Origin of the sequence: Acidocella sp. (genome assembly GCF_013044125.1) — a bacterium.
GTDB lineage: Bacteria > Pseudomonadota > Alphaproteobacteria > Acetobacterales > Acetobacteraceae > Acidocella.
In genome coordinates, this window is record NZ_JABEVC010000130.1 from 1 (window position 1) to 10836 (window position 10836).

Sequence of the window (10836 nt, forward strand, 5' to 3'; positions counted from 1 at the left end):
GCGGATAAAGGGCAATATGGATATCGAGCTGGCGATCGACATGCTGGAGCTGGCGCCGAAGATCGACCATGCCGTGCTGTTCTCGGGCGATTCGGATTTCCGCCGTCTGGTGGAGGCCGTGCAGCGCAAGGGGGTGCGGGTGAGCGTGATTTCGACGATCAAGACCAATCCGCCGATGATCGCCGACGAACTGCGCCGCCAGGCGGACCAGTTTGCCGAACTCTCGGAGATTGCGGCTGAGTTCACCCGCAAGCCGGCGGAAGCGCGCGGGCGGGCGGCGAGCCGGGAGGAAGACCCCGCTTGACGCCGGAGCGCGATTGCCCCCGCTGCCCGCGGCTGGTGGCGTACCGGGCGGAATACCGGGCGCGCGAACCTGGATGGTTCAACGCGCCGGTGCCAAGTTTCGGCGGGCTGGACGCGGCGTTGCTGGTGGTTGGGCAGGCGCCGGGGGTGAATGGGGCGAACCGGACCGGGCGGCCCTTTACCGGGGATTATGCCGGGGTGCTGCTGTACAATACGTTGGTGAAATTCGGCTTCGCCCGGGGCGAATACCAGGAGCGGGCCGATGACGGGCTGGTGCTGGTGAACTGCCGGATCACCAATGCGGTGCGGTGCGCGCCGCCGCAGCATAAGGTCGAGACCTCGGACAAGGCGAGCTGCAACCCGTTTTTGCAGGCCGAAATTGCGGCGATGCCGCAGCTGCGGGCGATTTTGGCGTTGGGGGGGATTTCGCACCTGATGACGCTGAAGGCCCTGGGGGTGAAAGCCGCGGGGCATGTGTTCGCGCATGGCGCGCTGCATGAGCCGCGCGCCGGGCTGTTGCTGGCGGACAGCTACCATGTCTCGCGTTACAACACGAGCACGAAGCGGCTGAACGCGGCGATGTTTGAGAAGGTGGTCGGGGATATAAAGGGTTTTTTGCAGGGGTAGAGGCCGGGTGGCGGGTTATGCCGCGCCGACCCGCCCTACTTGTTGCGCAGCAGCCGGGCTTTATCGCGCTGCCAGTCGCGCGCGGCGATGGCGTGGCGTTTGTCGTGTTTCTGGCGGCCCTCGGCGATGCCCAGCGTCACCTTGGCCAGACCGCGCGGGTTAAAATGAATGTCGAGCGGGACGACGGTGGCGCCTTCGCGGTTGATGGCGCCAAAGATCTGGTTGCGTTCCTTTTTCTTCACCAGGAGTTTGCGGGTGCCGCGCACGTCAAACCGCGAGAGCACGCCCCCCTGGTATTCGGGGATGTAGGCGTTGAAGAGGCAGAGTTCACCGTCACGCTCGCCGGCCCAGGCTTCACTCAACGTGGCGCGGCCCAGGCGCAGGGATTTCACCTCGACGCCCTTGAGCACGATCCCGGCCTCGATGGTGGAGAGGATTTTATAGTCAAACCGGGCCTTGCGGTTCTGCGAGGCGATCCCGTGCGAGATATAGCCCGATTTGCTCTTTTCCTTGTCGTTGGCGCTCAAGTGAGCAGACCCACTTCCAGCATCGCCGCCTTGATGCGCCCGGCGGATTCAGCGGTGACCTCGGCCAGCGGCAGGCGCACCGTGTTGGCGCCAAAGCCAAGCAGGGAGGCTGCGTATTTAACCGGGCCGGGGTTGCTCTCGCAGAACATGGCGTCATGCAAGGGCAGCAGGCGCATCTGGATGGCCATGGCTTCCTTGAGGTCGCCGTGCGCCCAGGCGGCATGCAGTTGCGCGCAGAGCTTGGGCGCGACGTTGGCGGTGACCGAGATGCAACCGCGCCCGCCGGCGGCGAGATAGGCCAGGGCCGTATGATCCTCGCCGGAAAGCTGGATGAACTCAGGCCCGCAGGCGCGCAACGTGTGCAGCGGGCGGGCGAGATTGGCGGTCGCGTCCTTCACGCCCACGATGTTTTTATGCGCGGCGAGGCGGGACATGGTTTCCACTGACATGTCGATAACCGAGCGGCCGGGGATATTGTAGATGAACAGAGGGATGTCCACCGAATCCGCGATCGCCATGTAGTGGCGGAACAGGCCTTCCTGGGTCGGCTTGTTGTAATAGGGGGTGACAACCAGCACCGCATCGGCGCCCGCGCGCTTGGCGTGGGCGGCCAGGCCGATGGCCTCGGCGGTGGAATTGGAGCCGGCGCCTGCGATGACAGGCACCCTGCCCCGCGCCGCGGCGATGGCGAGTTCGACCACGCGCTTGTGCTCGTCATGCGAGAGCGTGGGGGATTCCCCGGTTGTGCCCACGGGGACGATGCCCTGCGTGCCCTGCTCGATCTGCCAGTCGATCAGACGCGAATAGGCGGCTTCGTCGATGCTGCCGTCAGCGTGCATCGGCGTCACCAAAGCGGTTAATGAGCCATGAAACATTATCTACTCCTGCTGAGGATGAGACGTAATCGCCCCGGGGGTAGCCTGCAAGCCGCCAGATGCTACAAGAGCGCGCATGAGATATCTGGCCGCCCTGCTGATTACCCTCGTCCCGGTTCTGGGTTTCGCGCAAACCCCGGCTTCACCGCAAATTATGGCGGATGTGAAGGCGGGCGATTTTGGCGCGGCGCGGGATTTGGCGGCTGCCACCGGCGACCCGCTGATGGTGAAACTCGTGACATTTTTCAAGCTGCTAGACCCGGGCGGCGGCACGGCCGATGAAATTCGCGCGTTTATCGCCGCGAATCCCGACTGGCCGGAACAAGGGCTGCTGGCGCTGCGCCAGGCGCAGGCGGCGGGTACGCAGTCCCCCAGCATGGCCAATAAGGTGCCCGATTTTCTGGTGCAGGTGAAGGCGCTGCACGCGGCCGGGCAGGATGCCCAGGCCGCGGCGCTGTGGGTGGCGCAGGGCAAGACGGCGGCGGCAGCGGCGGATTTTGAGCAGCAGCTGATGTTCTGGCCGGCGCAGAACGCGCTGGCGCGGGCGCTGCTGGCGGCGGGCGATGCCAAGGACGCCTATGCCGTGGTGACCGCCGTGAACCCGCCTGCCGATGGCCTCTATGCGCTGGAACAGGTGGAGGACCGGGATTTTCTGGCCGGGTTTTTACAACTCCGGTTCCTGAAACAGCCCGAACAGGCGGCGATCTGGTTCACCAATCTGGCCAGCCTCTCACCCTCGGTGATTACGCAAGGGCGTGCCTGGTACTGGCTGGGGCGCAGCCAGAGCGGGGCGCAGGCGCAGGCGGATTTTGCCCGCGCGGCGCAGTATCCCGATACATATTACGGGCAGTTGGCCGCGATCGCCCTGGGTGATACGCCGCAGCAGCTGGCGGCGCGGATTTTAAGCGCGGGCGAACCCACGTTCAGCGCCGCCGATGCGCTGGATTTTGGCTTGATGGAATTGCCGCGCGCCGCGGCGCTGCTGGTACAGATGGACGACACCAGGGACGCCTCGATATTTCTGAACCGGCTGGGCCAGGTGGCGATTGACGACCGCACCCGCGAGATGGCCGCGAAGCTGGCGCTGGGGCTGGGGATTCCCCAGAGCGCGGTGGCCATTGCGCGCACCGCCGGCAGCGACGGACAGATGCTGATCCGCGAGGGCTGGCCGCTGGCCGTGACACCGCCGCAGGGCCCGCTGGAACCGGCTGTGGCCGATGGCATCATGCGCCAGGAAAGTAGTTTTGATGCCGGGGTGGTCTCCGGCGCGGGGGCGGTGGGGCTGATGCAGCTGATGCCGGCCACGGCAAGGATGACGGCGCGCAAATACGGGCTGAGCGATGACGACCTGTTCGACCCGGCGCAGAACATGATGCTGGGAAGTGCCTACTTCGCGGGGCTGGTGCGCCAATTCGGCAACCGCCTGCCGCTGGCGATCGCCGCGTATAACGCCGGGCCGACCAATGTGGCCAACTGGCTCACCGAATACGGCGACCCGGAGCTGGGCGCGAACCCGGGCGGGGCCGATATGATAGACTGGGTGGAGGAAATTCCCTTCAACGAGACGCGCAATTATGTGCAGCGGGTGGTCGAGAGCATTACCATATACCGGGCACAGCTTACCGGCTCTGCGGATTTCCCGTTTTGAGCCTGATTTCTGTAGAATCGGGACACTAGCCCCTGGATACGAAAATGAACTTCTGGACGATTCTCGCCTCCGGCTTTGGCTCCGGGTACGCACCCACGGCGCCAGGCACGTTTGGCTCGCTGGTTGGGCTGGCGATCGGCGCGGTGCTGCTGCAATATGGGCATCTGCCGCTGCTGCTGGGGATCGTGGTGTTCAGCGTGGTGGGGGTGGAGGCAATCCGCGCCACGGGCATGGCCGCGCAGGACCCGAAATGGATTGTGGTGGACGAAATCGCCGGGCAGATGATTCCGCTGCTGCTGCTCAGCCATGTGGGGTTTATGGGGATGGTTTTCAGTTTCGCGCTGTTCCGGCTGTTCGATATTCTCAAGCCCGGGCCGGTAGGCTGGGCCGATGCGCGGCATGATGAATACGGCGTGATGGGCGATGACCTGATTGCCGGGGTGATGGCGGCGGTTGCGGTGGCGCTGCTGCGCCTGGTGCTGCCGCTATGAGTGCGGCGCGGCTGGTGGAGGTCTGCAAGGCCAAGGGGCTGCGTATAGCCGCGGCGGAAAGCTGCACGGGCGGGCTGCTCGCCGCGGCGATTACCGCCGTGCCGGGGGCCTCAGCGGTGTTCACGCATGGGTTTGTCACCTACTCCGACGCGGCGAAAACGCAGATGCTGGGCGTACCTGATGAGTTGATCGCGGAGGTTGGCGCGGTATCGGAAGCGGTGGCGGGGTGCATGGCGGTGGAGGCGCGGGAGAAATCCGGGGCGGATCTGGCGGTCTCAATCACCGGGATCGCGGGGCCGGACGGCGGCAGCGCGCTCACCCCCGTTGGGACGGTGTGGTTTGGCCTGGCGATGGCCAGCGGCGTCACCATTTATCATAAGGTTTTCAGCGGCGGCCGCGGCGAGGTGCGGCAGGCGAGTGTGGCATTCGCCCTGGAACTGCTGAGCGAAGGAGCGCACGCATGAGCAAGAATTTGGGCGTATGGGAAAAGGCCAAGCGCGAGGGCCGCAAGATGAGCATGATCACGGCCTATGATTACCCCTTTGCGCGCCTCGCGGAGGCGGCCGGGGTGGATGCGGTGCTGGTGGGCGATTCGCTGGGCATGATGGTGGCCGGCGACGCCGATACGCTGCGGGTTTCGCTCGAACAGATGCTCTACCATACGCGCATTGTGGCGAAGGGCGTGGCGCGCGCGCTGGTGATGGCGGATCTGCCGTTTGGCAGTTTCGAGGAAGGACCGGCGCAGGCATTCGCGAGTTCCGCGAAGCTGCTGAAGGCGGGGGCGGATATCGTGAAGCTGGAGGGCGGAATGCCGATGGTGGAGACGGTGAGATATCTCTCGCAGCGGGCAGTCCCGGTTTGCGCGCATATCGGGCTGACGCCGCAGCATGTGCGCCAGCTGGGCGGGTTCAAGCGTCAGGGCAAAACGCAGGAAGCGGCGGCGCGGATTTTGGAGGAGGCGCTGGCGCTGGAGGAGGCGGGCGCGCGCATGGTGCTGATGGAGGCAATTCCCAGCGAGTTGGCGGCCGAAATCACCCGGCGGCTGAGCGTGCCGACGATCGGCATTGGCGCGGGGCCGGACACGGATGGCCAGGTGCTGGTGCTGCATGACGTGCTCGGGCTGAACATGGACCGCGCGCCGGGGTTTGCCCGCCAGTATGTGAACGGCGCGGCACTGATGCAGGCAGCCCTGAGCGATTACGCGGCTGACGTGCGCGACGGGAAGTTCCCGGTTTAGAGCCTGATTGGTTTCAGTGTGATCAGGCTCTAGCCATTTTTCTGAGGGCGATTCACGCTTTCGGATCGCTCGGCTGAGCGAACCTCAAACGATCGCACTCTAAAGTGCCCGGCAGAACGCGCTGGTCCGATGAACTTTCAGCCGCGGGTGCCCGCTGATGGTGGACTGATCAGCCGGATTGCAGTCTAACCTCTTGCATCCGGACAGATTGCGGGGGCCTGTGCACCAATTCACCGAAACACCCGATACGCCGCCCGAGGCTCCCCGCCCCGCGGGCGCTCTCCGGCGGTTCATCAGGCTGCTGGGGCCAGGGGTGATCACCGGCGCGGCGGATGATGATCCCTCCGGCATCGCCACCTATTCTCAGACCGGCGCGCAGTTCGGCTTTGGCCAGCTCTGGACGGCACTTTACCAGATACCGCTGATGGTGGCGGTGCAGGAATGCTGCGCGCGGATCGGCTCGGTGACCGGCCAGGGCCTGGCCGGGGTGATCCGCCAGCATTACAGCCGCCCCATTCTGGTTGTGATGGTGCTGCTCGTGGTGGTGGCCAACACCATCAACATCGGCGCGGATATTGGCGCGGTGGCGGCGGCCTCGCAGCTGGTGGTGCGCGCGCCACTCTGGGTGTTCACGGTGCTGACCACGGTGATCGTGGTCACGCTGGAGGTGCAGATCAGCTACAAAACCTATGCGAAGGCGCTGAAGTGGCTGGCGCTGGCGCTGCTGGCCTATCCGGCCACGGCTTTCATGATCCGCGAGCCATGGGCTGAGATTTTGCGCGCCACCGTGATTCCGCATGTGGAATTCTCGTTTCAGTTTCTTTTCATCGTCACCGGCGTGTTCGGCACCTCGATCTCGCCTTATATGTTTTTCTGGCAGGCATCCGAGGAGGTCGAGGAGGAGATCGCCCAGGGGGTGCCGAGCGGGGATGACGGACAACCCCGGCTGCCCTGGGATTTTCTCAGCAACATGCGTATCGACACGGCAACCGGCATGGTTTTCGCCGAGCTGGCGCAATGGTTCATCATTATCACCACGGGTTCGGTGCTGTTTCGCCACGGGATCACGAATATCGCCACGGCGGCCGACGCGGCGGCGGCGCTGGAGCCGCTGGTGCGCTCCTTCCCCAACTCCGGCCAGGTGGCGCGCGATTTATTCGCCGTGGGGGTGGTTGGCCTGGGGCTGCTCGCGATTCCGGTGCTGGCCGGCTCGGCGGCCTATGCGATGGCGGAGGCCTTCCAATGGCGGGAGGGATTATCACGCAAGTTTGGCGAGGCGCGCGGGTTTTACGGGGTCATCATCGTCTCAACGGGGGTCGGCCTGCTGTTGAATTTCACGCATATCAACCCGATGAAGGCGCTGGTGTTCACCGCCGTGTTCAACGGCATCGCCGCGGTGCCGCTGCTGTTCATGATCGCGCGGATCAATGCCAGCCGTGAGATTTTGGGGGCAAACCGGGGCGGCCGGGTATCGCGGACGCTGGTGTGGCTGACCTTTGCCATCATGGGGCTGTGCGCGCTGGGAATGTTCGCCACATTGCTGCCCTGAAAGCGGGGTTTGCTTGGGCGGGAAACGGGTGCAGTGTCAGGCTAGTGTCCTGCCCCTGAAGTCCGCTGCATCTCGCAGCGGACGGAAGGGACAAGCAGGACACTGAAAACAAAACGTTCGTGTCCCGCGAGGGAAGATGTTTTGATGTTACGGACTTTAGAATCGGGACACGGGCGGAACCACACAGGAGGGACAACACCATGTCAGCCACTTACCGGGAAGCCGTTGCCGTATTCGATTCCGCCGAGACGCTCGACGCGGCGGTGTTCACACTGGAAACGCATGGGTTTGACCGCGCGGCGTTCTCGCTGCTGGCCAGCGAGGAGGCGGTGGAGCAAAAGCTTGGCCACCGTTATCAGCTCGTCAAGGAGGTTGAGGACGATCCGGCGGCGCCGCGCGATACGTTTTATTCGCGGATCTCGCGGCTGGAGGCCACCTATCTGCCCGCGCCCGCGCTGGCCGCCATCGGTGGGCTGATGTTCACCGGCGCCACCGTGGCCCTGCCGGCGGTGATCGCGGCGGGCGGCGGGTTTGTGCTGGGCGCCGCGCTGGGCGGATTGATCCACCGGCATTATGCCACGCGGGTGAAGGAGCAGCTGGAACGCGGCGGGCTGGTGCTATGGGTGAGCCTACGCGAGGCGGCTCTGGAGGAGAAGGCGCTGGAGATTCTGCGCGCGCAGGGCGGCCATGATGTGCATGTGCATGAAATGCCGGCCTGAACGGGCGGCCGGAAAGTGAAGCCCGGAAAGTGAAGCCCGGAAAGTGAAGCATGGAGCTGCTTGACGCGCTGCTGGCCGAGGATTTCCGCCGTGTCGCCGAGGCGCGGCATGCGGCGGGGAACCAGGTGCGGCTGCTGCGCGACGGGCCGGAGACATTCGGCGCCTGGCTGGAGGCGATCGGGGCGGCGAAGCGTTATGTCTGGCTGGAGAATTACATCATCCAGGACGACGCCATGGGCGCTGCGTTCGCCCAGGCGCTGATCGCTGCGGCGGGGCGCGGTGTGGCGGTGCGGGTGCTGTATGACTGGCTCGGCTGCCTGCGCCGGACCCGCCCGGACTTCTGGCAGCGCTTGCGCGCGGGCGGGGTGAGGGTGCGGGTGTATAATCCGCCGCACCCGCTGCATCCGTTGCGCTGGATCAGCCGGGACCACCGCAAGGTGCTGTGCGTGGACGGGGAGAGCGCATTTACCGGCGGCTTGTGCATCGGCGATGACTGGTACGGCGATGCGGCGCGCGCCATGCCGCCATGGCGCGATACGGCGGTGGCGATCGAAGGGCCGGCTGTGGCTTATGTGGAGGCCGCGTTCGTGGACAGCTGGGAGGCCGCCGCCGGGCTGCCGCAACGCGATGTGGAAGCGGCGCCTGTTGCCGATTCGCGGCCAGGCGGGGTGGAGGTATCAGTGATCGCGGGGCGGCCCGATAGCCTGGGGCTGTACCGGCTGGAGCAGCTCATCGCGGAGATCGCGGAGCGCAGGCTCTGGCTGACGGACGGGTATTTTGTCGCCACCACCGCCTATGTGCGCGCCTTGGCCGGGGCGGCGCGCGGGGGGGTGGATGTGCGCCTGCTGGTGCCGGGCTCCAGCGACTGGCCACTGGTGGGGGCGCTCTCGAAGTCAGCCTACCGCCCGCTGCTGCAAGCGGGAGTGCGGGTGTTTGAGTGGAACGGACCGATGCTGCACGCCAAGACCGCCGTGGCGGATGGGTGCTGGAGCCGGATCGGGTCCAGCAACTCCAATCTGGCGAGCTGGATTACCAACCGGGAACTGGACGTGACCATAAAGGACCATGCGCTGGCAGCGCAGATGGAGGCGATGTACGAGGCGGACATGACCAACGCGACCGAGGTGGTGCTGGCGCGCGGGCGCAGCGGCATACCAAGGCCGGTGGCGCCCGATGGCCATGCGCAGGAGCGCACCCCCGCCAAGGCCGGGCGGCTGCTCTCGGGCGCCATCGGCCTGGGCAGCACGCTGAGCGCCTCCTTCACCCGGCGTCGCCAGCTTGACCCCACGGAATCACTCGTGGTGCTGGGCGGTGGTTTGGTCCTGCTGCTGCTCGGGGCCATGGCGGTGTTTCTGCCGCGGCTGGTCGCCTGGGCGGTCGCGGTCTTCGCGCTTTGGCCCGGTGTGGGGCTGGTGGTGCGGGGCGTGAGGCTGTGGTGGGCGAGCCGGAATGATGCCGCCCGCTGAATTCAGGATCATCAGCTGGAATCTGCTGCATTCCGTGGGGGCCGAGGCCGCGCATGTGCGCGCGCTGATCGAGCGCCACGACCCTGATTTATGCCTGATGCAGGAGGCGGCGGCGGGGATCGACGATCTGCCGGAGCAGCTGGGCGGGCATTATGCGCGCGTGGCGCTGCCGGGGCGCCACCATGGGCTGGCGGCCTGGAGCAAGCGCCCATTTCATGCGCCGGCGGGGAGTTTGGCCTTGCAGCGCGGCATGCTGGTGCGGCGGGTGTGCCAGATACTCGACCTCGGCGGTTTCAGCGTCGCCAATGTGCATCTCTCGCACGGGCAGTTGCTCAACCGGCGGCAGTTACGGCGCATTGCCGGCGTGCTGCCGCCCCAGGCGGCGATTTTGGGCGACTGCAACCTGCTGGGCGCGCCGCTGCTGCCGGGGTTTGAGGATGTGGGCGCGCGGATTGCGACGCACAGGATGAGCGGCGTGCTGCCGCTGCGGCTGGACCGCTGCTTCGTGCGCGGGTTGCGCTGCACCAGGGCGGAGGTTCTGGAGCAAGGGGCTTCCGACCACCGGCCACTGCTGGTTGTGCTGGCATCTGGTTGAGCGCCCCGGCATGGGCTACACACACACATGAGTGATGCGCGGCGGGCTTACCGGAAAAATGGGTTGATGCGGCGCAAATGGGTAAGACAGCTGCGGGATGTGCTGCTGCTGCCCCCTGCCCTGCTGTATGTGATCATCGAGGAGATTTTCTGGAACGGGGCCACGGCGCTGCTGCGGCAGGTTTCGCGGACCTGGCCGGTAAGGGCCTTACAGAAGCAGCTTGTGGCCTTGCCCGCCCCGGTTATTCTGCCGCTGTTTCTGGTGCCCGAAATTTTAAGCCATATCGGCGGGTTCTGGGCGGCTTATCTGATCACGCGCGGGGAGTGGGCGGCCGCGATGCTGGCGGGGATCGTGATTAAAGGCAGCGCCACGCTGATGGTCGTTTGGATCTACCAGAGCTGCGAGCGCAAGCTGCTCTCCATCGGCTGGTTCGCCGTGGTGCACCGGCAGGCGCTGCGCGGGCGCGATTGGGTGCTGGAGAAAATAAGGCCTGGCCGGGAGCTGGCGATGCGCCTGTTGCGGCGCAGCCGGGCCGGGGTTGTGCGGCGCTTTGCCGCGATCCGCCAGGTGCTGGCGATGAAGCTGGGGTTCAGGCGGCGGGGCTGAAGCCCCGTGGCTCAGGCTGACAATGCCAGCGGGCTCTGAATTATAAACCCTGACGACTTAACCATCGGCGCCATTCGCATAATTTGTTGGAAATATTGGTGAGCCCGGTGGGGGTCGAACCCACGGCCATTCGATTAAAAGTCGAATGCTCTACCACTGAGCTACAGGCTCTCCGTGCAGGGGGTGAACCAGA

The 10836-nt window shown here is 65.6% G+C and carries 13 protein-coding genes and 1 tRNA gene; 11 read left to right on the forward strand and 3 right to left on the reverse strand.

The window, feature by feature from the left end; genetic code table 11:
• Both HKL97_RS08300 and HKL97_RS08305 read left to right on the forward strand, forming a co-directional pair.
• On the forward strand, positions 1-304 hold a 304-nt coding region (locus HKL97_RS08300; protein WP_291424268.1), incomplete at its 5' end, for an NYN domain-containing protein.
• Complete coding sequence (locus tag HKL97_RS08305; protein ID WP_291424270.1) at positions 301-930, forward strand: uracil-DNA glycosylase; 630 nt, start codon at positions 301-303, stop codon at positions 928-930. The genes HKL97_RS08300 and HKL97_RS08305, both read left to right, overlap by 4 nt.
• Before the next feature lie 35 nt (positions 931-965).
• Here HKL97_RS08305 and smpB read toward each other — a convergent pair whose 3' ends face one another.
• Entirely contained in the window at positions 966-1457 is a 492-nt protein-coding gene (gene smpB / locus HKL97_RS08310; RefSeq protein WP_291424272.1) for an SsrA-binding protein SmpB, read from the reverse strand.
• Positions 1454-2332 (reverse strand): 4-hydroxy-tetrahydrodipicolinate synthase, encoded by an 879-nt coding sequence (gene dapA / locus HKL97_RS08315; RefSeq protein ID WP_291424274.1) that lies wholly within the window; start codon positions 2330-2332, stop codon positions 1454-1456. Before dapA ends, smpB begins: the two co-directional genes overlap by 4 nt.
• Before the next feature lie 76 nt (positions 2333-2408).
• Between dapA and HKL97_RS08320 the strand changes: the two genes are divergently transcribed.
• The 9 genes from HKL97_RS08320 to HKL97_RS08360 all read left to right on the forward strand — a co-directional run bounded on the left by HKL97_RS08320 (position 2409) and on the right by HKL97_RS08360 (position 10643).
• Positions 2409-3980 carry a lytic transglycosylase domain-containing protein gene (locus tag HKL97_RS08320; RefSeq protein ID WP_291424276.1) on the forward strand — a complete coding sequence of 524 codons (1572 nt, stop codon included), beginning with the start codon at positions 2409-2411 and terminating at the stop codon, positions 3978-3980.
• A 44-nt stretch (positions 3981-4024) separates the two neighbouring features.
• Positions 4025-4471, forward strand: a complete 447-nt coding sequence (locus HKL97_RS08325) for a phosphatidylglycerophosphatase A (RefSeq protein ID WP_291424278.1) — start codon at positions 4025-4027, stop codon at positions 4469-4471.
• Positions 4468-4935 carry a CinA family protein gene (locus HKL97_RS08330; RefSeq protein WP_291424280.1) on the forward strand — a complete coding sequence of 156 codons (468 nt, stop codon included), beginning with the start codon at positions 4468-4470 and terminating at the stop codon, positions 4933-4935. Before HKL97_RS08325 ends, HKL97_RS08330 begins: the two co-directional genes overlap by 4 nt.
• Positions 4932-5708: a 3-methyl-2-oxobutanoate hydroxymethyltransferase gene (panB, locus tag HKL97_RS08335; RefSeq protein ID WP_291424282.1), complete on the forward strand. Its 777-nt coding sequence runs from the start codon at positions 4932-4934 to the stop codon at positions 5706-5708. Before HKL97_RS08330 ends, panB begins: the two co-directional genes overlap by 4 nt.
• Positions 5709-5928: 220 nt before the next feature.
• Entirely contained in the window at positions 5929-7257 is a 1329-nt protein-coding gene (locus HKL97_RS08340; protein ID WP_291424284.1) for an NRAMP family divalent metal transporter, read from the forward strand.
• A gap of 200 nt (positions 7258-7457) precedes the next feature.
• Positions 7458-7976 (forward strand): hypothetical protein, encoded by a 519-nt coding sequence (locus HKL97_RS08345; protein WP_291424286.1) that lies wholly within the window; start codon positions 7458-7460, stop codon positions 7974-7976.
• A 50-nt stretch (positions 7977-8026) separates the two neighbouring features.
• The gene (locus HKL97_RS08350) at positions 8027-9442 is read left to right on the forward strand and encodes a phosphatidylserine/phosphatidylglycerophosphate/cardiolipin synthase family protein (RefSeq protein WP_291424288.1); all 1416 of its coding nucleotides are present in this window, start codon (positions 8027-8029) and stop codon (positions 9440-9442) included.
• Positions 9426-10037 (forward strand): endonuclease/exonuclease/phosphatase family protein, encoded by a 612-nt coding sequence (locus HKL97_RS08355; RefSeq protein ID WP_291424290.1) that lies wholly within the window; start codon positions 9426-9428, stop codon positions 10035-10037. Before HKL97_RS08350 ends, HKL97_RS08355 begins: the two co-directional genes overlap by 17 nt.
• 66 nt (positions 10038-10103) lie before the next feature.
• A complete protein-coding gene (locus HKL97_RS08360) occupies positions 10104-10643 on the forward strand; it encodes a hypothetical protein (protein ID WP_291424293.1) in 540 nt (179 codons plus the stop codon).
• A gap of 96 nt (positions 10644-10739) precedes the next feature.
• Here HKL97_RS08360 and HKL97_RS08365 read toward each other — a convergent pair.
• Positions 10740-10814: transfer RNA gene (locus HKL97_RS08365), tRNA-Lys, on the reverse strand.
• Positions 10815-10836 lie beyond the last annotated feature (22 nt).

What these genes read in the sequence shown, in the direction of transcription:
- HKL97_RS08330 (WP_291424280.1), top strand. Translation starts at nt 4,468, where the DNA reads ATGAGTGCGGCGCGGCTGGTGGAGGTCTGCAAGGCCAAGGGGCTGCGT.
- HKL97_RS08325 (WP_291424278.1), top strand. Translation starts at nt 4,025, where the DNA reads ATGAACTTCTGGACGATTCTCGCCTCCGGCTTTGGCTCCGGGTACGCA.
- HKL97_RS08360 (WP_291424293.1), top strand. Translation starts at nt 10,104, where the DNA reads ATGCGGCGCAAATGGGTAAGACAGCTGCGGGATGTGCTGCTGCTGCCC.
- HKL97_RS08345 (WP_291424286.1), top strand. Translation starts at nt 7,458, where the DNA reads ATGTCAGCCACTTACCGGGAAGCCGTTGCCGTATTCGATTCCGCCGAG.
- HKL97_RS08355 (WP_291424290.1), top strand. Translation starts at nt 9,426, where the DNA reads ATGATGCCGCCCGCTGAATTCAGGATCATCAGCTGGAATCTGCTGCAT.
- panB (WP_291424282.1), top strand. Translation starts at nt 4,932, where the DNA reads ATGAGCAAGAATTTGGGCGTATGGGAAAAGGCCAAGCGCGAGGGCCGC.
- HKL97_RS08320 (WP_291424276.1), top strand. Translation starts at nt 2,409, where the DNA reads ATGAGATATCTGGCCGCCCTGCTGATTACCCTCGTCCCGGTTCTGGGT.
- dapA (WP_291424274.1), bottom strand. Translation starts at nt 2,332, where the DNA reads ATGTTTCATGGCTCATTAACCGCTTTGGTGACGCCGATGCACGCTGAC.
- HKL97_RS08350 (WP_291424288.1), top strand. Translation starts at nt 8,027, where the DNA reads ATGGAGCTGCTTGACGCGCTGCTGGCCGAGGATTTCCGCCGTGTCGCC.